The sequence below is a fragment of the Allocoleopsis franciscana PCC 7113 genome, assembly GCF_000317515.1.
Taxonomy (GTDB): Bacteria; Cyanobacteriota; Cyanobacteriia; order Cyanobacteriales; family Coleofasciculaceae; genus Allocoleopsis; species Allocoleopsis franciscana.
On the sequence record NC_019738.1, the window covers coordinates 4,842,722 to 4,866,318 of the forward strand.

At 46.6% G+C, this 23,597-nt stretch carries 15 protein-coding genes and 3 pseudogenes; 7 read left to right on the top strand and 11 right to left on the bottom strand.

The features are described 5' to 3' along the window. Positions 1–80 precede the first annotated feature (80 nt). The 3 genes from MIC7113_RS19950 to MIC7113_RS38865 form a co-directional block, all read right to left on the bottom strand. The gene (locus tag MIC7113_RS19950) at positions 81–1,199 is read right to left on the bottom strand and encodes an AI-2E family transporter (protein WP_015183980.1); all 1,119 of its coding nucleotides are present in this window, start codon (positions 1,197–1,199) and stop codon (positions 81–83) included. A 90-nt stretch (positions 1,200–1,289) separates the two neighbouring features. Then, a complete protein-coding gene (locus tag MIC7113_RS19955; RefSeq protein ID WP_015183981.1) occupies positions 1,290–2,111 on the bottom strand; it encodes an endonuclease/exonuclease/phosphatase family protein in 822 nt (273 codons plus the stop codon). 74 nt (positions 2,112–2,185) lie between these two features. After that, positions 2,186–2,641 (bottom strand): hypothetical protein, encoded by a 456-nt coding sequence (locus MIC7113_RS38865; protein WP_041780140.1) that lies wholly within the window; start codon positions 2,639–2,641, stop codon positions 2,186–2,188. Positions 2,642–2,749: 108 nt separating this feature from the next. Here MIC7113_RS38865 and MIC7113_RS19965 point away from each other — a divergent pair, with 108 nt between their 5' ends. Then, the gene (locus MIC7113_RS19965; protein WP_015183983.1) at positions 2,750–4,264 is read left to right on the top strand and encodes a dolichyl-phosphate-mannose--protein mannosyltransferase; all 1,515 of its coding nucleotides are present in this window, start codon (positions 2,750–2,752) and stop codon (positions 4,262–4,264) included. A gap of 38 nt (positions 4,265–4,302) precedes the next feature. Here the strand turns inward: MIC7113_RS19965 and MIC7113_RS19970 are convergent, their stop codons facing one another. The 4 genes from MIC7113_RS19970 to MIC7113_RS33615 form a co-directional block, all read right to left on the bottom strand. After that, the gene (locus tag MIC7113_RS19970) at positions 4,303–7,161 is read right to left on the bottom strand and encodes an ATP-binding protein (RefSeq protein WP_015183984.1); all 2,859 of its coding nucleotides are present in this window, start codon (positions 7,159–7,161) and stop codon (positions 4,303–4,305) included. A gap of 294 nt (positions 7,162–7,455) precedes the next feature. Continuing rightward, a complete protein-coding gene (locus MIC7113_RS19975; protein WP_015183985.1) occupies positions 7,456–7,884 on the bottom strand; it encodes a response regulator in 429 nt (142 codons plus the stop codon). 12 nt (positions 7,885–7,896) lie between these two features. After that, a complete protein-coding gene (locus MIC7113_RS19980) occupies positions 7,897–10,452 on the bottom strand; it encodes a PAS domain S-box protein (RefSeq protein ID WP_015183986.1) in 2,556 nt (851 codons plus the stop codon). A 243-nt stretch (positions 10,453–10,695) separates the two neighbouring features. Beyond that, positions 10,696–13,200 (bottom strand): PAS domain-containing protein, encoded by a 2,505-nt coding sequence (locus MIC7113_RS33615; RefSeq protein WP_015183987.1) that lies wholly within the window; start codon positions 13,198–13,200, stop codon positions 10,696–10,698. Positions 13,201–13,437: 237 nt separating this feature from the next. On the opposite strand from MIC7113_RS33615, the gene MIC7113_RS19990 reads away from it, so the two are divergent. The 3 genes from MIC7113_RS19990 (at position 13,438) to MIC7113_RS20000 (ending at position 16,790) form a co-directional block, all read left to right on the top strand. Further along, positions 13,438–14,157 (top strand): response regulator, encoded by a 720-nt coding sequence (locus tag MIC7113_RS19990; protein ID WP_015183988.1) that lies wholly within the window; start codon positions 13,438–13,440, stop codon positions 14,155–14,157. A gap of 494 nt (positions 14,158–14,651) precedes the next feature. After that, a complete protein-coding gene (locus MIC7113_RS19995) occupies positions 14,652–16,352 on the top strand; it encodes a SpoIIE family protein phosphatase (protein WP_015183989.1) in 1,701 nt (566 codons plus the stop codon). A gap of 3 nt (positions 16,353–16,355) precedes the next feature. After that, positions 16,356–16,790: an ATP-binding protein gene (locus MIC7113_RS20000; protein WP_015183990.1), complete on the top strand. Its 435-nt coding sequence runs from the start codon at positions 16,356–16,358 to the stop codon at positions 16,788–16,790. 126 nt (positions 16,791–16,916) lie between these two features. Here MIC7113_RS20000 and MIC7113_RS20005 read toward each other — a convergent pair. Continuing rightward, positions 16,917–17,111: pseudogene (locus tag MIC7113_RS20005) on the bottom strand (sodium-independent anion transporter); the annotation flags it as partial. A gap of 112 nt (positions 17,112–17,223) precedes the next feature. Next, positions 17,224–17,454, bottom strand: a pseudogene (locus MIC7113_RS38195) (SulP family inorganic anion transporter); the annotation flags it as partial. A gap of 258 nt (positions 17,455–17,712) precedes the next feature. Here MIC7113_RS38195 and MIC7113_RS20015 point away from each other — a divergent pair. Together MIC7113_RS20015 and MIC7113_RS20020 are read left to right on the top strand one after the other, a co-directional pair. Beyond that, positions 17,713–18,333, top strand: coding sequence for an REP-associated tyrosine transposase (locus MIC7113_RS20015; protein WP_015183992.1), 621 nt, complete (start codon positions 17,713–17,715; stop codon positions 18,331–18,333). Between the two features lie 248 nt (positions 18,334–18,581). After that, positions 18,582–19,160 carry a hypothetical protein gene (locus MIC7113_RS20020; RefSeq protein WP_015183993.1) on the top strand — a complete coding sequence of 193 codons (579 nt, stop codon included), beginning with the start codon at positions 18,582–18,584 and terminating at the stop codon, positions 19,158–19,160. A gap of 442 nt (positions 19,161–19,602) precedes the next feature. On the opposite strand, the gene MIC7113_RS20030 is transcribed toward MIC7113_RS20020, so the two are convergent. Further along, positions 19,603–19,911: a DUF3892 domain-containing protein gene (locus tag MIC7113_RS20030; protein ID WP_015183994.1), complete on the bottom strand. Its 309-nt coding sequence runs from the start codon at positions 19,909–19,911 to the stop codon at positions 19,603–19,605. 462 nt (positions 19,912–20,373) lie between these two features. Between MIC7113_RS20030 and MIC7113_RS39050 the strand changes: the two are divergent. Beyond that, a pseudogene (locus MIC7113_RS39050) lies at positions 20,374–20,526 on the top strand (GTP-binding protein); the annotation flags it as partial. Between the two features lie 45 nt (positions 20,527–20,571). Here MIC7113_RS39050 and MIC7113_RS20035 read toward each other — a convergent pair. Further along, positions 20,572–22,968: a hypothetical protein gene (locus MIC7113_RS20035; RefSeq protein ID WP_015183996.1), complete on the bottom strand. Its 2,397-nt coding sequence runs from the start codon at positions 22,966–22,968 to the stop codon at positions 20,572–20,574. Positions 22,969–23,597 lie beyond the last annotated feature (629 nt).

Below are 23,597 nucleotides of genomic sequence, written 5' to 3' on the forward strand. Positions count from 1 at the left end.
CTCTCAATGGCTTATCCGGGTTGAAAGGATTTTATCCTTCTGCCTTCTGTCCTCTGCCTTCTGCCTTTCTTGGTCACAGCTTATTTACGAGCTGAGTAGGGGGATGGATCATTCTCTTGAGGCGTCGGAGGAATGTCTGCTGTACTCGGTACAATTTGGATTGTGAGTTTGGACGACCGAATCGTATCAAAAGTTACTTTAATAAAACTGGCTATCGGCACGGCTACCAGCAATCCTAAAACGCCTCCAGTTTTAACCCCAATATCCAGGGAAATTAGCATCCATACTGGATTCAATCCGGTGAGTTCACCCACAATACGCGGCCCCAAGACACTCTCGACAATTTGATTAATCACGATCGCGATTACCAAAACTTTAACCCCTAACCAAAAGTTACTGAGGGCGAGGAGCAAGCTCACGATCACAATCGTCGTAGTGCCACCAAAGGGAATCAGACTCGCGGCTCCGATCCCAAAGCCAAAGAGTTGAGCTAAAGGAACACCCAAAATCAACTGAGCGGTTGTCTGAGCAATACTGATGATTACCGCCAGAATCACTTGACCAGCAATAAACCGCTCGAAATTGTAGGGCAGGGATTGACGGATGAGCTGATCCCACTGATCGGGAAACCAGCTAAGGATGCCATTCCACAATCGTTCCCCTCTCCAAACCAAGAAGAAAGAAAATACCAGTGTTAAGAAAACATTGACGATACTGCCAATGGTATTAAAAATTAAACTGAATACTTGACTGGTGAGGGAACGCAGGAGGCTGGTTATTCGGTTAATAATCTGACTATAAGTGCCACTTAAATCGATGGGTAACTGTTGAGCAATTGCCCAATCTTCCAGGCTTTGCAGTTGCTGTTGACCTGACTTCAGCCAATCGGGTAGCCGAGTTAACAATTCATTGGCTTGTTGCCAAATAATGGGAACCAAGAACAGTCCTATCGTGACTAAAATCATCACAAATAATAGGACGACTACTGCCATAGCGATGCCTCGATTGACTCCACGTTCATGGAGGAAGCGAATGGGGTAATCGAGCAAGAATGCAATCAGGGTAGCTGTGATTAAAATGCTGGGCAAAGGCTGTAGCATCTGAACCAACAGAAGCAGAAGCCAGCCATTGAGAAAAACAATCGGGAAGATTAACCCAATATTGAGCTGGCGAGGAAGCTTACTGATGGATTCCTTCATGGGACTGTGTGGATGACCTCACTGAGCTGAAAATAGGGGTGATGCACTGCAAGGGTTAGAGAAGAGTTTTTGGCATCTGCTCCAATCCTTTCAATCCCTATTATTCCTCTCTATGTCAGGGTTGAGTCCTGTAGAGACAAAATTGGCGACGACGGGGAAGTGATCGGAAGGCCAATTGCCCAGCCATTGTTCAGTATCGATGCATACATTTTGCAAACTAACGCGGCTGTCATAGTAAATCGTATCAATGGCAGCGCTTGCTTGCCCCGTGAAGTCGTGAAAGCTGAGTTGATGCTCTAATTCAATACCGGTTAAGGCGTCGTGCAGGGTGACACCATTGGATAAAGGCGATTTCAACATCTCCCTGGGAAGCGTGCCCGGATCAGCGTTAAAGTCACCTGTGAGGAACAGATAAGACTCAGCCAACTCTGAACGCCCGATGCGATTGCGGATCAACTTTACCCCTAATTCTCGTGCCTGAACGCTTTTGTAGTCGAGATGAGTATTCAAAAGGGTTACCGTTCTGGCTTCCCCTGCAACGGCAAATTCAGCCCAGCTAGCCATGCGCGGGATGGGATTGCCCCAAGCTGGGCTAATACTCCCTGGGATTTCTGGGGTATCGCTCAAAACAAAATCTTGCGTCCTTAGGCACCTGAGCCGCTCAGTTCGGTAGAAAATAGCACAATATTCACCCGTATCAGTTCCCGTGCGATCGCTCCCAACACTCTGGTAATTCGGCAGCAACCGATGTAAGTCCAGCAACTGGTGGGATTGTCCTTCTTGGGTGCCAATAAGATCGGGTGAATAATGGGTAATCAGCGCTGCCACGGCCTGTTTTCGTACCTTCCAGGCATGGTTACCGGGGTCAGGCTTGTCATAGCGCAAATTGAAGCTCATTACCCTAATTTCCATCCCTCAATCTCCAAGCTTTGCCAACACTCTCAAGCTTAGAATCCAAAATCCAATATCCAAAATCGAAATTAGGATTATCCGCCAAATTTCAACGCCATCATGACAAATCGCAGGACAAAAATTCCTGCGAGAACCCATACGGCAACAGAGGTTTCATGGGTTTTGCCCTGAAATGTCTTGATTAACGGATAGGTAATAAACCCGATCGCTAATCCTTCTGCGATCGAGTACATCAATGGCATCATCAGGATGGTCAAAAATGAGGGAATCGACTCAGCCGGGAAATCGCCAGACTTTTGTAAAAAAATCGCATCGGATAAAATGCCCGGATTAACCACCAAAATATATGCCATCGTCATAAAGGTGGTAATACCTGCCAACACTTCTGTGCGGATCGTTGTCCGGTATTCTTGAAATTTGAAGAACCGGGCGATCGCACCTTGCCACCCCCTACTGGGTGGTTGACCAGACGGATCGGGACTCGAATTGGCTTCGCGATGACTCAACTGATTGATTTCACTATCACTCATGGCTGTAGCCCGACACACTCTAAACCTAAGATTAAGGTCTAAGTAAAAAACGTTTGGAATGAGGCGACACATTTCCTTCAACAGCTTTGAGCTAAAAAGCGTAGTGTTATGACTTGGTCTAAAAAGCTATCCCATTCGTCTATCCCTTGGTTCGGCATCGGCATGAGCGTTATCTTTCTGTGCTCACTTGCCCTGCGCTTCTGGGGACTGGGTCGATTTAATACTCTGGTGTTTGATGAGGTTTATTACGCTAAGTTTGCTAACAACTACTTGACAGGAACGCATTTCTTTAATGCTCATCCCCCCTTGAGTCAATACATCATTGCCATTGGCATGTGGATTGGCTCTCATCTTCCCATCGGGCAAGATAACCTCAACGGGTTGACCGGTTCGCTACGTTCTACTTGGAGTTACCGCTGGCTCAATGCCTTAACGGGTTCGGTTATTCCCTTAGTGGTGGGGGCATTGGCTTATGCACTCAATCGGCGTAAGAGTTTTGCGTTGATTGCTGCCCTATTTGCCGCCACCGATGGCTTGTTCTTGGTCGAGTCCCGCTATGCCCTGAACAACGTCTATTTGGTCATCCTAGGGTTATTGGGTCAGTTGTTTTTTCTCAAAGCCTTGGGGCAAAATCAGCGGCGCTGGCCCAATCTTGCCCTATCCGGTATGTTTTTTGGGGCATCCGCTTGCATCAAGTGGAACGGGTTATGGTTCCTCCTGGGCGTTTATATGATTTGGGTGGCGGCTTGGGTGATGCAGTGGCTGCGGTGGCTGTTAAAACGAGCCAGGGAACGGTCTAAAAAGTTTCTTCCCCCCCACGTTGGATTTCGGGAAGACACGGAAGTATCGCCTTTACAGGATTCAGAAGGGGTAAGAACTCCCCTGCAAAACCTTACCCAGTTGAAGCTTGTCCAGTTTGTCGGGAATTTTGCCATCATTCCCGTTTTGACTTATAGCCTGTTGTGGATTCCTCATCTACAGATGAATCCAGAACCTGGGTTCTGGCAAGCGCAGCATGATATTTTGACCTTTCACGAAAAAATTGGGGATGGGCCCAAAGTTCATCCTTACTGTTCTCGATGGTTTAGTTGGCTGTTGATGTGGCGTCCCGTAGCCTACTTTTATCAAACCGCTCGTACCCCGAACGAACAAGTCCCCGCTTATCCACCCTTACCGGCGGGGGCAGGGAAATATGTTTTTGATGTTCACGCGATTGGCAATCCTTTCTTGTGGTGGCTCTCAACGGCGGCAATTGTATGGCTGCTGTGGCGGTTGGCTCAACGTTTTATACAAGGAGACGGGTGGAAATTTTCTTTAACGTCTTCCACCTGGATTGCACTCTACCTGGTTCTGGGTTGGCTGGCTAATTTATTGCCTTGGACGAAAGTGACTCGCTGTATATTTCTCTACCATTACATGGGAGCGTCCGTTTTTTCGGGCTTAGCCCTGGCTTGGTTAGTGGATCGCTGGTTACGCAGTGACCAAACTCAGTATAAAAGTGCAAGTGTCACGATTCTCTTGGTTGTTGTTGCGGCGTTTGTTTTCTGGTTACCTATCTATTTGGGGCTTCCCCTACCGATACCCCATTATCAACTCCGGATGTGGTTCCGCTCTTGGATTTGAACGACTGCCAGTGCCTAACTTTTTTGCAGGTCAGACCATTAATACAGTATCCTCCCCGCCGTCGGCTTTTTCAACGACTGAGTCAAAGAACCATGGCTTAAAGAACTGGCTCCAAGCTGAGTGAGTTTATGACCGGTGCGAGGTAAGTTTGAAGTAGAGGGTTTGACAGTTCTCGGCAGTTCGATGCGGAAGGTAGACCCTTGACCGAGTTGACTCTCAACCTCAATGGTTCCCTGCATCAACTCCACTAAGGATTTGGTAATCGCTAGCCCTAACCCTGTACCTGGATACCGACGAGTGGTTGTTTGATCGATTTGCCGGAACTCCTCAAAAATATGTCCTAACTCCTCTTCGGCAATGCCAATGCCTGTATCCTTGACTGCAATGACCAAGCGATTAGGCGCAATCTCCTTTACCTCCACCTCCACGCTGCCCGTCTCGGTAAACTTAATTCCGTTGGAGAGGAGATTGACTAAGATCTGCCGCAGGCGAACGCTATCATTAATCACATTGGCATTTTTTAGCTGGTCGTGGACATGCAGCATTAAGTTCCTTTCATCTGCCAGCGATCGCAGCTCCTCCACGGTTGCCTTGACTAAGGTCATCAGGTTAAACGTTTCCAGCTTCAACTGCAAACGTCCCGTGTCAATCTTGGAGAGGTCAAGGATTTCATCAATCAGCGCCAACAGGTGTTTACCATTGTCGAGAATGCGCTTCATCATATCGGTTTGTTGCGAGGTCAATGGGTTGTGACGCTGGCGCAAGAGCAACTGAGAAAACCCAATCACCGAATTCATCGGTGTACGCAACTCATGGGACATGGTGGCGAGAAACTGAGATTTCAGCCGTGCCGCTTCTAATAATTGCAGGTTATTGAGCTGAAGCTGCTGTCGTTGATGTTCCAGTTCTTGATTCTTGTGAGCCAGCATCTCATTTTGGTCTTCTAAACGTTTTTCTTGCTCCTCCAAGGCTTTAATCATGCGAGCATTGTCAATGGCGATCGCGGCTTGTTCCCCAACCGCCACCAGCAGATTCCGGTCTTCTTCATCAAAGGCATTGTGATCTTGCCAATTCCCGATCGTCAGCACTCCTAGACGTCCCGATTGCACCGATTCAATCGCCACCGCGTACATCGCCGCCGGATGCTTCTGTAAGGACGCTGATTCACCCTCTCGATTTTGAATTAACTGAGATTCTCCCGTTGAGAAAACTTGATAGAGCAACCCCCCCTGGGGAGAAAAGGCATTTTCCAATCGCAGTTTTTCCGTCTCAATTCCCGCCATCACCGTCAATACCAGTCCATCGCACTGGGGGTTATTCAGCATGATGCAACAAAACTGGGCACCGGGAATCGCACCTGCCACCGCCTCTGCCATCTCTCGCAACAAACCGGGCAAGTTCGTTAAACGTTGGTTCAGAAGATTCGTTAGTTGTTGTAACGTTCGCAGTTGCTGTTGTTGTTCTCCTAAAATCAAAATCGCCTGACGCAGGTTTTCACTCGTCTCCTGTGTCTCCCGATAAAGCTGACCATTCTCTAGGGATAATGCCGCACGACGGGCGAGTTCCTCTGCCAGGGCTAAATCGGCTGGCTTATAACGACGACTTTGTTGAGTAGAGACCAAAGAAATCGCCCCCAAAGTCCGCCCCCGCACTAAAAGAGGTACAGTCATATAAGACTTGAAGCTCATGTCCTGTACAATTTGCAGGTGTTCAGCATTGTAAGTCGCCCCGATCCATTCCTGATCAGCCATTTCCGGAACGAGGACGGCGATCCCTGTCTGTATCACCTTGATCGCCGGATGGGTGCCGTTGAGGTCAGGTGGGTATAAATGGTGCAGTTTTCGGACTTGTTCGTCCCGCGTGGGGTCAGCATGAGCAACCCCCATCCGTCGCACAACTCCGTTTTCGACAATATCGACAACGCACAAATCCGCCAGGAAAGGCACAGCAAGTCGGGCGAGGCTTGCTAACGTCTTTTCGTAGTCCAAAGAGGCTGAAAGCATCGCACTCGCCTCTGCCAAAAATCGCAACGATTCTTCCGCTCGTTTCCGTTCGGTAATGTCGCTGATTACGCCCGACATCCGGAAGGGTTTCCCTTGGGCATCTCGCCAAGCTTTACCCCGTGCCATGCAGTAGCGATATTCTCCAGAGCTATGCAGTAGTCGAAATTCGACATCGAGTTCAACGTTATCTTGCAGGTGAGCCGCGACAGCCTGACTAATTCTGAGGCGATCTTCTGGATGGATGAGCTGACAAACCAGATCGTAATTAATCACCACCTCATCGGCTGACAAGCCCATAATTTCATAAAGGCGGTCATTGCAATAGATGGCATGGGTGATGAGATCCCAATCCCATATCCCATCATTGGAGCCTTCGAGTACCAAGCGGTAGCGTTCTTCACTTTCTCGCAAGCGTTCGTCGGCTGATGCTGCCTGCTTTTCCGCTCGGTAAATGCGAACCGCATTGCGAACGCTGCGTGAGAGGGTTTCGGGTGAGAGTTTGCTTTTAGCCAGATAGTCGGATGCCCCCGCTTTCATCAGTTCAACAGCCAGTTGCTCGTCTCCCTGACCCGTTAGCACCACCAAGGGCACTTTGATGCCAATTCCCCGGACTTGTTGAACCAGACCCAATCCGTCGCCATCGGGCAGGCGATAATCGAGTAGAACACAATCAAAGTTGGGTTCTTTAAGGGTGGCGTTAGCGGGGTGGGTTTCTTGAGTTGTGTCGTTGCCATCCTCCCCAATGCTCCCTTGCAGCAAGGCAGCCAGAGCGCTGTGGCAATCAACTGAGGCTGTAATTTCGACTGACATTCCAGCCCTTTTCAACGCTCGGCTCACCGCCATGCGATCCACTTCATCATCTTCCACCACCAAGATTTTGATAATTTCTTCCATAATTAGCTGTTAGCTGCTCGCTGCTAGCCGTTCGCTGTTGGCTATTAACAATTATTCTGAAAAAAATGATATGATTCTTATCTCTACACTGCGGCAGGTTGATTTTCCTTAAGTCATATCAAAATAAGTATTTTTTAAAGGGCACCCGTCCATAAGCTGTGATCCATTTAATTTAGCGGTTCAGGGAGGAGGGGGAAGGGGAGTGGGGGAGAGTAATTGCTCGCTTTTATCCTGTTTTCATGAAAATGTAATTTAAATGGGCGTTCGCTTATCCACAATCCCAACGATCAGATTTTAGGGCATCTCATTCAGCATCCAATATTTATTCAGTGTTGCCATAGTTTCTACAAATTTTGTAAATGTGACTGGCTTGATGATATAACCAGCGACATTGAGATTATAAGCTTCAACTTTATCTTTATCCTCATTGGATGTCGTCAGCACAATGACGGGGAGAGATCGGAGTTCGTCGTCAGTCCGTAACTCTCGGAGAAACTCGATGCCACCCATTTTGGGCATATTCAAATCCAATAAAATCAGTCTTCGCTGTCCTGGTAACAGTTTGGGCAGTTCGTTACTCCGTAACAGGGCTAAGGCTTCGACCCCATTCGCCGCTACGTATAAGGGATGGGTAATGTTGTTTTTCTTAAAAGCCCGTTTGACGGTCATGACATCGACTTCGTCATCATCAATCAGTAACACGCTGGTTTGTTTCTCGTTCATGGCTTAACTCCCTCATGCCATCGGTTGTTTAGGCCAGGTAAAGCGAAAGGTGGCTCCCTGACTTGGAGCGGATTCTAGGACAATGGTTCCGCCCTTATCTTCAATAATCTTTTTTACAATCGCCAAACCCACACCCGTACTTTCTACCTTGTCACGGGGTTCTAAGGTTTGAAACATGATAAAGACTTTTTCATGGAACTCAGGGGCAATGCCTGGGCCATTATCAGCAATGGCAAATTCGTAACAATCTGTGTGTTCTTGTGCGGAAATGACAATTTTCCCATCTTTTCGGTGATGATGCTTAATCCCATTCCCGATTAAATTGGCAAAGACTTGTTCTAGGGGCACTCGTTCGATCCAAAGCGTTGGCATGTCTGGCATTACCGTGATTGTAAATTCGGGAGGGGGTGCCAACGAATCAATCACCTCAGCGAGTAAAATCTCCATATCCACCAGTTCTAACTCTGTGCGGAAACGTCCCACACGGGAGTACTGTAAAAGACCATTAATTAAGGCTTCCATGCGATGCACACGACCTTGGAGCAAGTCCATTTGATGCCGAGTTTCTGCGGTTAAGGAGTCTGCGAGGTCTTCTTCCAGCCACTGGGCGAGGTTGGCGATCGCCCTTAAGGGAGCCTTGAGGTCGTGAGATACAATGTAGGCAAATTGATCGAGTTCGGCATTTCGCTTCTCTAAGTTTGTTGTGGTTTGGGCGAGTACGGTTGTGAGTCGAGCTAATTCATCCGCACGCGCTCGTAACGCTTGTTGGGCTTTTTTACTCTCGGTGATATCTTGCGTCATCGTCATCCCCAACAAAATTTCGCCGTCTTCGTTGATGACAGGCAGGACATGGACACAGTAAAAGCGATCGCTAAAGGGAATTTCTGTCACCGTCCTTTTTCCTTGGAGCGCCTCACGATAAATTGGCTCTAGGATTTGAGCCGTTTCCAGAGGTAATGTCTCCCAAATCGTCTTCCCGGTCAGCAATTCACTATTAAGATTAATGTTGGCTAATCCCGTGCCTTCGGCAATGGAATATCGCATTTGTTGATCAAACAGAAACACGGCTCCATTGGGGAAATTTTTCACCAGGGTGCGATATAACTCTTCGCTCTTTCGCAGAGCCGCTTCTGCTTGCTTACGCTCTGTAATATCCTGATTAATTTCCAAGAAAGCCAATGGCATTCCTGTCTCGTCCCGTTGTAATGTCCAGCCGCTTTTCACGAAAACACGGCTACCATCCCTTCGGGAATGCATCAGTTCCCCACTCCAATATCCTTGCTGAAACAAAGCTTCTTCAATTTCCTCCAACGGTTGAGGAACTTCTGTTTGCAGGAGACTGTGGATACATTGACCCACAGCTTCGGCTGGTGAGAAACCATAAAGCCGTTGTGCTCCTTGATTCCAATAAGTGATAGTGTCGTTGAGGTCACGCACGATAATAGTGTCATTGGCTAAATTGAGCAACTGAGCTTGTTTCAACAAGATATCTTGTGATTGTTTGCGTTCTGTGATATCACGCACAATCACAATAAACAGATGCTCATTATCTAGCTGCATCTCGCTGAGCGCAAACTCCATTGGGAAGATTTGACCACTCTTTTGACGACCCACTGTTTCCTGTTGCAGGCGTAGCTTATCGTGATTCTTCCCCACCAAAGACTTCATCGCTTGACCACTATCTTCTGCAAACAGTTCTGCCATAAGTCGTTGTAGATGTACCCCTTGAAGTTCACTGGGTTCATAACCAAAGATTTCTCCAGTTGCACTATTTGCCGATTGAATGTAGCCGCGCGAATTGACAATGATGATGCCATCGACAACATGATCGAAAATAGCTTGTAAATATAAATTATTTGTTCGCAAACGGCTTGCCTGCTGGCGTCGATCTTGGTCTAACTGATTAAATAGGCACAGAGCGGCTCCAGAACCCAGCAGACCCACCGCTAAACAAGTCCACTGTACAATTGTTGTCACCCTCGCCCACCGGAAGGCTTGCACTTGGCGATCATTCTGCCAGCGTTTTTCTTGCTCGTAAAACTCCGAAATGGCTTGGCGCAGCTCATCCATGTTCAATCGGCTCTCTTGCAATCGCTCCGTGATGAGGGTAGAGGTTCCTGCTGTGGCTCCTTGCCGATCACTTGTCTCTAGCGTCTGCTCTAAAAGCTGAAATTGTTGACGTGCTAACGAGAGAATTTCTTGGAATTGCTGACGCCGTGCGGGATAGTTTTCAACTTGAGCGTAAAGAGTGTCCACCGACTGAGGGAGGAGAGCTTTGGCCTTTAAATAAGGACTGAGAAATTCTGGACGCCTGGTAATCACATACCCTCGAACCCCTGTCTCTGCCTCAATGAGTTCTTTCAACAAGCGGCTGGTATCGGTAACCGTTTTCTGACTTTGTTGCTCCTGTTGTCGAACCGCAATCGTTCGAGCACGCAAAGCAGCGATCACCAAAATGGAAGCCAACAAGCAAATCACTGGAATCGAGATAATAAAAGCGCCTCGCCTACGAACCCAAACATCGGATGGGAACTTAAGCCGAGTACTCGAAAATTTTGAGGCGTCCATGATTAATTTCTGCAAGTACAAGTCATCGCAAAAAAAGGTGAGGAGAGGGGGGGAGGGGCGAGAGATTGATGGTTTTTCCCCAAATCTGAAAAGTATACTCTTTAAATTAAATGCACATAAGCTTATAATTTCTAATCCTCTGCTCCCCTGCTCCCCTGCTCCCCTGCTCCCCCGCTCCCCCGCTCCCCCGCGCCCCTGCTCCTCTGCTCCCCCGCTCCTCTGCTCCTCAGTCTTGAGCCATACTCAGCGCAACACCTTGGGCCAGGTGAAATAAAACGTTGCGCCCTGACCTTCTTGAGATTCTAATCGGATGGTACCTCCTTTGCCTTCTACAATCCGTTTGGCGATCGCTAAACCTAACCCTGTGTTCTCATGGGTGTCCTTGGCTTGTAGTGTCTGAAAGATGCCAAACACTCTTTCATGAAACTGAGGGGCGATGCCCAAACCATCATCGACGACCCTAAACTCATAAGCATCGGGTTGTTCCTCAATGCCGATCATGACTGTTCCATCCGCTAAGGGGTGGTGTTTAATTGCATTATCAATTAACTGAGTAAAAACTCGCTCAAGGGGTAACCGCTCCGTCATCAGCGTGGGCATTCCTGGCGCAATGATAATCCTAAATTGAGCGTGTGGATTCAGGGTATCGATCACATGTTTTAACAACAGACCAACATCCACCTCTTGTGGCTCTGATTTCAGCCGTCCTGCACGAGAATACTGCAATAGACCCTCGATTAGGGCTTCTAAGCGGTAAACTCTTCCCCGTAGCAGTTGGAGTTGATGGCGGTTTTCTGCATCGAGTTGATGGGCGATATCTTCCTCAATCCACTGCGATAAGTTCGCGATCGCACGTAGGGGTGCTTTCAAATCATGAGAGGTAATATAGGCAAATTCGTCAAGTTCTTTGCTGCGCTTTTCTAAGGCGGCTGTGGTTTGAGCCAGTTGGGCTGTTGCCTCGTAGAGGGCTGCATCGGTTTGCTGAGACTGCATGGCTCCGGCTAGGACGTTAGCGACAGACTGAAGAAAATCTACATCACTCTGGCTAAACACCCGTTGTCTACTGGTGTGAGCCGCTAAAACGCCCCAGGGTTGACGGGATAAGGTAGCCCCATTGAGTTCTGGAAGGTACCGCCGTTGGAGGGAGGAGGGCAGTGGTGTTCGAGTGAGAAGGGCTGGGGCAAAAGTGGGTGGCTCATCTTGAGTTGAGGAATTCTGTTGCTCTTGCTGGCTCTCTAAAGCTATATCCGGGAGCTCCTCCTCTCCTTCTTGTCGGGTCAAGGACATGCCTCCCATAATCACACTCAGGCCACTGCAAATGTCATGCTCGTGCAGCAAGGGTGAACCCTGGAAGCGGGTTTCGCCGCGCAGGTTTTCTACCACCACGGGTTGACCGGATTGCAAGGTATAACCCGCCTGTGTATTGGCGCTGGCATCAATTAACGCTTGCCCGACTAGCCCCTCTCGCCATCCGAAGCCGGCTCGGAGTTTCAAGGTATTGTTATCGGGAAGCCATTCCCACACTTGACAATACTCAACTCCTAGGATTTGGCAGATTAGATTAAGGCATTCGTCCATGAGGCTAGACAAGGGGGCACGCAAGAGCGCCTGTTGACCGAGTTGGGCGATCGCAGCTTGCTGACGAAGACGGGCTTGGAGTTCGACTTCCGCAAGTTTTGCTAAGGTAATGTCTACCATCAGCCCACGACGCTTGTGTACTTGCCCTTGTTCGTCACGAATCATGTATGCGCGATCGCGCAACCAGACGACTCGATGATCGGCGGTTAAACATCGATACTCTAGTTCATAATCTCGGTCTTGAATTATTTTCTTACGGCATACCGCCACCGTCCACTGTCGATCTTCGGGATGAATCAAATTAACCCAAAAATCGGGGTTTTCCAGCCACTGCTCCACCGGATAGCCCAATACCTGCTCAGCACTGTGGCTGACAAAGGTAAATTGTTCGGTTGTGGCATCTGTTTCCCAAATAATGGTATGTGACAGTTCATTGAGCCAATTTCGACGGCGGTGTTGGGCGGACTTAGGGATGTCACATAAGGTTGATTCCTGCTGGGATAATGTCGCTAACACGGGAGTGAGTTCAATTCGTCGCCCAAAAGATTTCGGATCTGGGGAACACACCGAGAAGTTTGAGCGGCTGGAAGAACTGGCAAAAGAAGAAAGGGCGAAGGAAGATGCCCTTGCTGGCTTCAGGGAAGAGCTGATATTACTCTTGCCTCTTTCTTGGTCACCAACGCTATGGTTAATCGGGTAAAGAGGCTGATCTTTGAGCGTATAAATAGCCACCCATTCTAAAATCTGACCCTGTGTATCCTTGACTGGCATTCGTTGCCCGATAAACCAGCGGTAAATCCCATCTGAGTCACGAATGCGGCATTCAATCGGGTCGCATCCCCCTGGATTGGAAGCCACCGATTCACTCACGACAGCACTGGCGGCATAGCTGGGCCATAAGCTATCCCGGTCTTCTGGGTGTATAGCCTTGAGAAATCCCCAGCCCAGTGATTCTGAGGCGGTTAAACCGGTATACTCATACCAACGGGGGTTAAAATTAGTGACTGAGCCATTGATTTGTGCCAGCCAAACAATTTGAGGTAGGGTAGCCAGAAGACCGTAAATTCTGGCTTCACTGGTCTCTAGGCGTCGAGCAAGGCTCTGGGGATTTTGCAAATCGTCAAAATCGTTGCCAGAGGTTGATATATTGGGATTAAAGGATATATCCATATACGGATTCTTTTAAAGAGTTTTAGCTCCAAAATTAAAAGTTTAAGGTGTCTCCACCAAGCCTTTAATTTAAGCCAATGGTAAAAGACGTTTGTTTAATTACAGTATTATTCAGAATGTATCTGAAGTGCTGAAATCCCTACCCCTACCAATGGGTGGACATCACTCGACGCTAGACCAGAACTTCATAAACTTCCTGTGTAAGAGCTAGAAAATTCCACAGCCTGGACGTGAAAGATGAGTAAAATTCGTGTTGCTCTCATTGAAGACCATGACCTAACACGGGTCGGGATTAGAACAGCGCTACAACAGCGTAGTGAAATTGAATTTGTGGGTGAGGCCGCTAATGCGGCTGAAGGTCTGAACTTATTGGAAACGGCCAGACCGGATATCGGGATCGTTGACATTGGTCTTCCCGATATGGATGGGATTGAATTGACAAGGCGCTTTAAAGATGCTCAATCCTCCGAGGAGGAGGCCCAAACCAGAATTCTGGTACTGACGTTGCAGGATAACGAAGACGCTGTGTTAGCGGCTTTCGCGGCTGGTGCTGATTCTTACTGCATGAAGAACATCAGTTTTGATAATTTACTAGAAGCGATACAAGTCACCAACGAAGGGAACGCTTGGATTGATCCAGCGATCGCCAAAATCGTTCTGAATAAAACCAAGTCAATGGACAGGGGGACAGAGACGGCGGCGGCACTGAAAACCGTGACGATCAACGCGACTGAATCGGAATATAGCAAATTGATTGAAGCTGACCCCTTAACAGAGCGAGAATTAGAGGTTTTGCAGCTCATCGTTGAAGGTTGTAGCAATGCCGCGATCGCTGAGAGATTATACATCACGGTAGGTACTGTCAAAACCCATGTCCGGAATATCTTGAATAAGCTGTGTGCTGATGACCGAACACAAGCGGCTGTCCGCGCCCTTCGTTCGGGTTTGGTGGGTTAAATACTCATTTGCTAGGGATATCAGTCACCTTCCCAATCAGTGGGCGTGGGCGTCAATAGACGTACTAATCGAGAGCCAGCGGTACTCCCTACTGCTGGCTTGTCTCATCTGAAGTAGGAACGGAAGAATGAGGAAATCACTAGAAAGAGAATCCCCCTGCGCTAAGATTCAATATGCACTTCAGGCTTCTTGAGTCATGGGATAAATTATTGCTAGTCAACCAGACGCTCATTTATGCTGTTAAGGTTCAAATACATTTCAAATACATTTTGCCCATGCGGTCACAAAGAGTGTAATCCATCGACAGTCTCAGCAACCCGTTGAGAAGATACTGATAGTGATTAAGCGGCGCACCACTGAGTCAAATCCCAGGAGCATCTCAAGTGGAAAGAAGGCTTAGAGAATGGTGATTGGTAGCCAGAAAAGCCTCCCCCAAACCAATCGGCTAATCCTCAAGCTGTCGTCTCTAACTAACCTGGATCTGGAGTAAGCAAATGAGTCAGGCAGATCAAAGCAGACTTAAACTAATGGTGGTGGACGACGAGCCTGACAACCTGGATTTGCTATATAGAACATTCCGACGAGATTTTCAAGTCTTCAAAGCGGATGGGGCTGTGAGCGCTTTGAACTTGTTGAAAACTCAAGGGGAGATGGCTGTGATTATTTCTGATCAGCGGATGCCCCTAATGAATGGAACAGAATTCTTAAGCAAGACCGTTGAACGTTTCCCCGATACCATTCGCATCCTCTTAACAGGCTACACGGATGTTGAAGATTTGGTGGAAGCGATTAACTCAGGCAAGGTCTTTAAATACATTACCAAGCCTTGGAATCCCGAAAATCTCAAAGCGGTTGTTCAACAAGCCGCCGATACCTACCGAGTCCTGAAGCAAAGAACCCATGAACTCCGCCGCGCCTTGCGACGAGAAGAACTTTTCAATGTGGTGACAACAGCGATTCGCGAGTCACTCGATTATCAGAGTATGCTGCAAACGGTTGTTACCATGATTGGTCGCAATTTTGAGGCAACGGGTTGCCTGTTACAATCCGTCGATGGTGAGCAATTGCTCCCAGAATCTTTCTTTTACCAAGCGGATAGGCAAGCCGCCTTCTCTATTCCCCACACCGCATCGATTCTGCAACGTGTCCTAGAAAGCCAAAAAACAGAGATTGTTCACGACAACACTCCGGGGCATCCTTCGGTGTATCTCGTCGTTCCCCTGATTTTCCAACAACAAATCATGGCGGTTTTGTCTCTCTACCAGCAAGGGAGCGAACACCCTTGGAAGCCTGAAGACATTCAACTGATTGAGTCGGTTGGTGAGCAGGCGGCTTTAGCGATTTCTCAGGCTAAGCTTTACCAAAGTACGCTGTTGATGGCTCAGCAAATGCGGGATGAGCTACAAGTAGCGCGTCAAATCCAAAATAACCTGCTGCGTCAAAGTTGGCCGGAGGTTGAAGGTGCTCGAGTGCAAGCCCACTGCTATCCAGCACGAGAGGTGGGTGGCGATTTTTTTGAAGTTTACGTTCATCCTCAGGGGGATGTGTGGCTAGCCGTGGGTGATGTGTCTGGCAAGGGGGTTCCAGCCGCCCTATTCATGGCGAGTGCGATTTCCATCTTGCGGCGGGAACTGGCTCAAGAGTCCTCTCCAGAACCGGAAATTGTGATGCGAAATCTCAACAGCATCATGTCCGACGATTTGTTCAGTACCAACTGCTTTATCACGATGGTACTGGCTCGTTATACACCCACATCACGGCAGTTCGTTTATGCCAATTCCGGTCACATTTATCCCATTGTCTGGTCTCATCGCTTGGTTGTTGAGCAGCAAAACTCACCCGAAAAAAATGTGACAGTGGAACCGAATTATCTGAAGGTTCGGGGCGTTCCTCTCGGAATTTTACCGATTTGGAAGGCCAACGCCGGAATTTTAACGTTAAATCCGGGTGACATCGTACTGTTAACGAGTGATGGCATTACAGAGGCAACTGTGATCGAAACGCCGGCTAGGAGTGGCTTAACTAAAAATGAGGAATCACGAACCAATTCAATGCTCGGATCACCGGGACTTTGGCAACTTCTGCTGGAGGAGCCAGAACCTTTTGACCTAACTAATTTATTAGCTCATATCCGAGAACGTACGAACAATGTTCAGGAAGATGACCAAACTATCCTTTCTCTGGAGGTTCTGTAATTCATGAAAACGGAGTTGCACATACCAAGTGACTTGAAGTTTTTGAGCATTGTGGAAAGCTGGCTGCTCGGCACTTTGGAATTAGAACTCGGTGACTCTGTAGATTGGCCACGTCAATCCAGTCGTTTGCGATTGGCGTTGGTAGAAGCTTACTCCAACGTCGTGCGCCACGCTCATAGAGACCAACCCAATTTACCGGTTTTGATTCGCTTGGAGCTTAAAGATCGGGATATTATCTTGGAGATTTGGGATCACGGTCAAGGGTTTGACTTATCTACTTATCTACCGCCCAATCCAGAGGATCGGCAGGAAAGTGGGTATGGTTGGTTGATTATGAATCGATTGATGGATCGAGTGGAATATCGCTTACAGGTGAATGGTCGTAATTGTTTGACCTTGGAGGCTAATTTACCTAAAGTTGAGGAATCGAAGCATTAGCTGACATCAGAATTTTGATGATGTTTTGATTAAGAAAGAGAAGGAAAAGGTTTGTCCGTTTCATCGTAGCTATAGCCTTGCTTTTCACGAACCCTAGCTAAACTTTCTTGCAATACAGTCAGGCGACTTTTCTTGGACAGTGAGGACAATTTGATCGTCAGCGTCAGTAATCGCTTTCACGGAATTGGATTGAAGTTGGTCAAGGCGCTCAATGGTCAAGATATTAGCAATAAATAGCCCCACGGCTACGGCTATCATTAAATCGATAAACACCGTCAGCAGTACCACAGTATAGACAATTGCTGCTATCTTCCAAAAGATTTATGGATTTGATTGATTATTTGCATGAAAGGGTTTCCTTTATTAAATAATCAAGCTGAATTTATATAAATTGACTTAACGGAATAGCAATACAGGAATATTGCTACTCCTTAATCGTGGCAGCAAACAGGTATTGCAATCCATGATCTTTAACCAGGTGAATCATCAGCAGTGCCATTGCACCAGTTGCCGCTGAAATTAACCCTGGGCGTCCACCCACAATCGCTGTCACCACGGCGATACAAAACGAGGCATACAGCCCAACTTTCGGGTCAACCCCTGCAATGATGGAAAATGCGATCGCCTCTGGAATCAGCGCCAGCGCCACAACAGCACCCGCCATAATGTCTCGCCGAGTGTTAGAAAGCCACTCTCGCCTCAAAACAGTTGTATTCAAATTACCTCCTAAAGTAGCTGTTTGAAAAAAGGCAAAGCTTTTGAGGCACTGCGTCTCTGCCCACTTATCAGCCATCATGCGATCGTGAGAGCAACGAGTACGATAATGAGAAAGTAAGCTGTTGCTGGCGCTTTAATTGAGTCTCTATAAAGACCGCACTCGGCTCGTAGTAACCGCTTTAGCGGCGGTTATAAAAAAAACTCTATGTATGAATATCGTCGCCTAACTCCCGCTCAGCGCATTGAGGTCGTCCAACAACGCTTAGCACAAGGCTATCCTCCCCATAGCCCACCCCATCCAATTCGAGATCAATTATTTTATCTCTTGACAGCATCTTGTTATGAACATCAACCTCACATGAGGTGTGAAAAACGACGCAAGCAGGTTTTAGATTTGCTTTTTGAGCAGTTCATTGCTTGGGGAATGGAGTTGAGAGGTTGGGTTATTTTACCCAATCACTATCACCTTTTGGTGTATGTAAATGACTTTGACCAAATTGGTCGAATTTTGCGTTCGATTCATGGATCAATGTCTCGTCAATGGAATCTTGAAGATAAGGCTGTGGGACGGAAGGTTTGGTATTACTATAGCGATCGGGCGATTCGCTCTGAGCGACACTATTACACAACGCTGAACTATATCCACTACAATCCAGTGAAACATAGTTGGTCAGATTCTCCCTATGACTGGTCTTGCAGCAGCGTCCACTGGTATCTGGAACATCAGGGCAGGGAGTGGTTACGAGATTCTTGGGTTAGATATCCTGTAAGGAATTATGGGAAAGAATGGGATGATTTTGCAAAAGTTGAGGATGCGTCTCGCTAAAGCGAGAACTACGAACGACGCGATCGCCTGCTTAAATCCACTGACTCGCTCGATGGAGAAGAAGTCATTCCTGGCTTTACCTTTGCTGTATCTGAGCTATTCCAATGAGAGGGATTGACACGGGTTGTGCGGTCAGATGTGAGCAGGACGGCTAGAAGTGCCTGTGAGGGTGGGAACCATATAATGTATTAGGTTGTAATAAAAGTTTAAAGCGGTTACAGTGAATTTAAGTTTTGAAGATATATCTGATGTCTGTAGATTTCTTTTTTGAGCCACCCAATTGCGATATACCTACTAAGGCTGTTTTACGTAATGAATGGTGTAATATTCCGAATAAAAATATTATTGATGTAGTTGCCGGTGAGGAACAGTATTTTATTTTTCAGAGATTTTTACTTGAGAATCTTTATTTTACAAAAGAAGGATGTGCTTGTTCTTCATCAAAACCTTATGCAAACCGTTTAGATTGGACTGTTCGTGCTGGTGCAATTAAAGCATCTATTTTATTAGCATTATCTATTGCTGAAGCTGTTCTTAGGGCGCACGCTGAAAAGCGTCGATTGCCTTTGAATACGGATGAGAAAAGGCGTACATTTGGCAATGTTTTAAATGCTTGGTTAATACAGAAAAATCCCGATGTTCCACATCCAGATATAGCTCAAATTTGGACAGAATTAAAAGATATGCAATATTCTCGTAATAATGTACATTTGTTTAAAGCCTCACACAGTCCAGATGCCCTCTTCCATCGTGTTTTAGAGATAGAAGAAAATACTTTAATTAACATTAATAAAGTTTTAATTTATTTAAAAAAATTACAATCCTAGAAACTATTTTAGTAAATATATTAAAATATCTATTTCACTTAATGAAAAAGGAATCAGCGATAAAGGAATTGATCGTGTATCCGTTTTTCTAAAGAAAGGTATTGATTATAAAATTGATAAAACTCATTGGAAAGTTCTTAAAACTGTTCAATCTATTCGCAATAAACTGGTTCATGGCGATCAAATTATTACTTTCAAGTCAATATCAAATGACAAGAAAGTGTATCAATATTTACGTCAATACAGTTTATGTGAAGCTGAAGAAGCCCCTATTATATTTAACTCACAATACTGTCAACATTTGATTGAATTCTCTTTAATATTTTTTGAGAAAATATTCAAAGATTTTGGATTTGAAAATTCAGATTTTTTTCAGCTTGACTTGTTACCTTGGAACCCTGATAAATCTGTAAAATGGTTTTAGAATTGAAATGAATTTTGCTTAGTTTGCAATATCAAATGTTTGGAATTTTCTACAATCATCTAACTCTCCTAGATTATTTATTGTTTTATCATCAGCAACAGTCCTTAAATAACAAGAGCCATCTTTCTGTCTGACGATATTTACATACACTTTAGACCCTAATTTTTTTACATAAAAATTAAACGTTTTATTTTCACAATAATTTATTGCTGTTTCAAGAGGAATTTTAAAATTTTGATAGGTGTCACCAATTTTAACTGAATAACCAATCTTCTGAATAGTGCCTGCTGATTTTTCAACACAAATAATATTGCCCTCTGTAGGCATAATTTTCCTTGTTTTTATATGGGTAATCTTTGAAATTTAAATGCCTTAGCAATTTTAGGAACAAGACAATTCTTATTTTAACCTATTACTTACACAATAGAGTGAGGAAGCCAAGGAAGCTGGCAGATTGTAGAGGTGTTAGCCTCGTTAACTTAATTACTCGCGCTTCCAGCTCCTACACCAACGAATCAACTTGTTGAATCGCCTCATAGGTGCTATTAATTTAGGTGGAGTACTGCATTCCATACTTTAAGCCGTGGGTCACTATCTCCCTATAACAACGAACCGACTCAGCCTGCTGGCGATCGCTCATCAGTGCCCACCCTAACTATTGCTCCGTCACCATTACATTAACTCAGGCATTGCCGTATTGGGTTTCAAGAGCGGCTTTGCCTATGGAATGAGCCAATCGAGTAAAAGCGATTGAGGCTCTCAAGATAGGGCGAGTTTAAGGATTTTGTCATGCTCATAACGTCTTCTAACTCAGATGACGGAATTGCTCAAGCCGTTGAACACCGTCGAAATTTTGCAATTATTTCCCACCCCGACGCTGGAAAAACAACGCTAACGGAAAAGCTGCTGCTCTACAGAGGAGCCATTGTTCAAGAATCAGCGAAATTTGGAGCAGGGGTGCCTGCCCCACAACCTTTATGGGGAAACTTATTGAACCACAGCTTCTTCCACAGCATCACTCGGAGTTGCTAATTCTAATTCTTCCCCCTCGGTGGAGGGCAAAACCCGAACACGGGCAAATTTTAAACCCGTTATCCCTTGTAGTGGTTCAACCGTACCCGATTGGATTTCTGTATCCACCCAGCCTTCACGAGCCAGGTAACGCAGGTATTGTTGATATTCTGACCACTCTTCTTCGGTGGAATAAACCAAAGTCACCATTCCCGGTTGAGTGATGCGAGTACGAGATTCTTCATCCACCGCTTTATCAATTCGCTTTTTCACGATTTCATAGCGGATGTCCCGTGTTCCTCGCACTTCAAACAGTTTTTCGGTATTTTCATCATGGATAATATCCACCGTCTGGTCTTGCACTAAAGCCAGGTGGGTGACTTCCATTTGGGTATTGTAGAGGGTTTGAAACTTGAACGCGGTTCGAGCACAGTCACAAACGGCACGTAGCTGTTCGTAGCGTAGACTCCGCAGATGATAGATGGAAAATTTGGAGTCGATGGATTCCCCCACATAAATCATGTGATTGATGCCGTCTGTGGACTCCACATCACAGTAATGGGAAATGATTTGTTGCATCCGGACTTGCCAACGTTCCCAGGTTTGTTTCAACAGGGCGTTAATCTGGCTAATGGTTTTGTCATAGTGGGCACGGGAAACGTAGACCGATTTATGGTCATTGTTGCAGCTTTGACGGTAGGTTTCCACCGCCGCTTGAGCATCCGCACCACATTGGGCAAAATAGTCTAAGTAGAGTTCTAGGCGATCGCTCAAAAATTTCAGTGCGGTGACTTCAGCATCAACTGTCACTCGTTCTTTCAGGTGTTCGATATATTCGAGTAAATCCAGTCGTAACTGTTCACCCAAAGAACTCTTCTGGAACTGACAGACAGCATCTACCACCTGTAAACCCTGGTGAAATTGTTCCAGTAAATCGGACTGAATCGCACGGTTGCGTTCTTCCGAGGAGCCACGAATATCTGAGATGCCGTATAAGGGATAGACATTGGCAAAAACAATCGGTTCTGCCGCTAACCCCCAACTCCGGCGTTCCGCTTCTTGCAGGAAGCGCCACTCCACCGAGGGGTGAATATTGGTAAAGCGCTGCTGAATCGCTTGACGCAGAGCAGCGGTAAAAGCAGGCATTAATTCTTCTGCATATTTGCAATCAACGCCATCAAAATTATGGGGGCGATCGCTCATAATTCCCACAATTCCCGCTAACTGTCGCGAACCTTTGCCTGATTTTAGGGGTTTAACCACCAAGGGAATCAGTAACATAGAACGTACCCCCTGATTGAGTAGCGCTCGCTCACTGTCGGTTAGGCAATCTTGAGTTAAATCAGGCACGTTCCAGACGCGATTGGCATCTGCCGCTCGTAAAAAATGTGAGCCAGCCAGAGATTCTAAGGAATGTACCGTGGCTCTTAATTCCTTACGCTCGGTACTCATGAACAGTCGTGTATGCTCATTCTCCGTACTCATAATTAAGCTATTCGTAGCCCGAAACAGCGATCGCAACCGTTTATTAATTCGGCGAAACTTATCAGGACGGAGAATCGAATCCCGGTCAATGAGTAACCCAATGATATGGCGAATGGTTTCCCGTTCCGTCACATCCGAGCCTTCCAATAAAAGTTGTCCAGTTAGCTGGTAATTGTCCAAGCGCAGACGCTGTTTCCAAGCTTCCAACGGTTCCCAATCAATGGACTGAACAGTACCCTCCTCTACCCGCCATGGCTGCAAATCCAAATCAGCCAACTCATCGATTTGAGCATCCAGACGGGAAATTTTCAGTTGCTCTGAGCGAAACGCCAACTCAATCCAACGCGGTTCTGAGTAAAGAGGACTCTTCAAGGAAACAATCACGGGTTGATCCAGCAGCCGTGACCTGGGAACCTTAATCTGATAAATATCTCGGAATATCAGATGCAGGATGTGCTGTCGGTACAATGAGTCAATCGCTGTACCCTTCAAATCTGGTAATAAGTCTGGTAACTGGATTTCTTGACCCTTTAACTGGGTGCCAGTCTCCGCCATACCCATCAGCGTCCAGAAGTAGTCATTGGCATAACGTAGAGTAAAACTACCCGGATCTACCACAGCCATCAGCAACTGGCTATGATGCTGAAAATGACTCAGCCCGTTCGACTTTTTCTTCATCGGCTGAATCGGTTCATCTTCCGAGTCTAGTAAGTGATCATCATCGAGGAAAGCGTTAACCAGCTCATCAAGGAAGTTGGGCGATGACTGAGACTCTGATTCTGAAGAGGTGGTAGACAACTCGTCCTGGCTTTGTGCGTTGGCACCGAGCTTTAAGTCCTTTGTCGATTGGACGTTCTCCACATGGGAGCTTGGCTTACGGGTAGGCATGCAAACAGTAATGATTAAGGGCAGCGTATCACGGTTGGTTTAGGGGCAACCTCAGTGACGAACGACGAACAATCACAGATAAAGAGTTATACGTCCTCAAACGAGGTTGCTAACGCTTGATCGACTCAACCCAAAAAGAGCTATCGGCTGTTACACCCATTGCCGAGTAATTCCAACACCGCTTAAAGCACAAATCCCCACCCTGATTCGTCGAGTCAGTCATCGTTAGGTTGAGGAGGAAGCACCCTGCTCATTTTTGATTGTGGCCTAAAAATAGGGGCAATAGGCTGAGGACTAGAGCATCGGAGGGAGATTTTCAGCGGTTGTTGGGTGCTCTTTGCGTATGAGCCTTCCAATAATCTAACTTCAGAAGTTATTGATTTTCCAGGGGCAACAAGCGAGCGATACCCTTTTGTAATCACCGACATATTCCGGTATTTAGCTTATTTTAGCCGATTAACTCGTCTCTATTTCAGCCTCCTCCCCAGTGGTGTGGTCTATTTTTGTTGTGACCTAACCCTGGCAATATAGATTAAGAGCCGATTAATATAGTCGGGTGTGATCTGCCCTGAGAAATATTTTTCAACTCTCCCGTCCATGCAGACAGATGGACGAAGATTGTAATACGT

Coding starts and splice junctions, on each gene's coding strand:
- MIC7113_RS19980 (WP_015183986.1), bottom strand. CDS start 10,452: ATGGACGCCTCAAAATTTTCGAGTACTCGGCTTAAGTTCCCATCCGAT.
- MIC7113_RS20030 (WP_015183994.1), bottom strand. CDS start 19,911: ATGCCTACAGAGGGCAATATTATTTGTGTTGAAAAATCAGCAGGCACT.
- MIC7113_RS19975 (WP_015183985.1), bottom strand. CDS start 7,884: ATGAACGAGAAACAAACCAGCGTGTTACTGATTGATGATGACGAAGTC.
- MIC7113_RS19970 (WP_015183984.1), bottom strand. CDS start 7,161: ATGGAAGAAATTATCAAAATCTTGGTGGTGGAAGATGATGAAGTGGAT.
- MIC7113_RS20015 (WP_015183992.1), top strand. CDS start 17,713: ATGTATGAATATCGTCGCCTAACTCCCGCTCAGCGCATTGAGGTCGTC.
- MIC7113_RS19965 (WP_015183983.1), top strand. CDS start 2,750: ATGACTTGGTCTAAAAAGCTATCCCATTCGTCTATCCCTTGGTTCGGC.
- MIC7113_RS20000 (WP_015183990.1), top strand. CDS start 16,356: ATGAAAACGGAGTTGCACATACCAAGTGACTTGAAGTTTTTGAGCATT.
- MIC7113_RS20020 (WP_015183993.1), top strand. CDS start 18,582: ATGTCTGTAGATTTCTTTTTTGAGCCACCCAATTGCGATATACCTACT.
- MIC7113_RS19990 (WP_015183988.1), top strand. CDS start 13,438: ATGAGTAAAATTCGTGTTGCTCTCATTGAAGACCATGACCTAACACGG.
- MIC7113_RS19995 (WP_015183989.1), top strand. CDS start 14,652: ATGAGTCAGGCAGATCAAAGCAGACTTAAACTAATGGTGGTGGACGAC.
- MIC7113_RS38865 (WP_041780140.1), bottom strand. CDS start 2,641: ATGAGTGATAGTGAAATCAATCAGTTGAGTCATCGCGAAGCCAATTCG.
- MIC7113_RS19950 (WP_015183980.1), bottom strand. CDS start 1,199: ATGAAGGAATCCATCAGTAAGCTTCCTCGCCAGCTCAATATTGGGTTA.
- MIC7113_RS20035 (WP_015183996.1), bottom strand. CDS start 22,968: ATGCCTACCCGTAAGCCAAGCTCCCATGTGGAGAACGTCCAATCGACA.
- MIC7113_RS33615 (WP_015183987.1), bottom strand. CDS start 13,200: ATGGATATATCCTTTAATCCCAATATATCAACCTCTGGCAACGATTTT.
- MIC7113_RS19955 (WP_015183981.1), bottom strand. CDS start 2,111: ATGGAAATTAGGGTAATGAGCTTCAATTTGCGCTATGACAAGCCTGAC.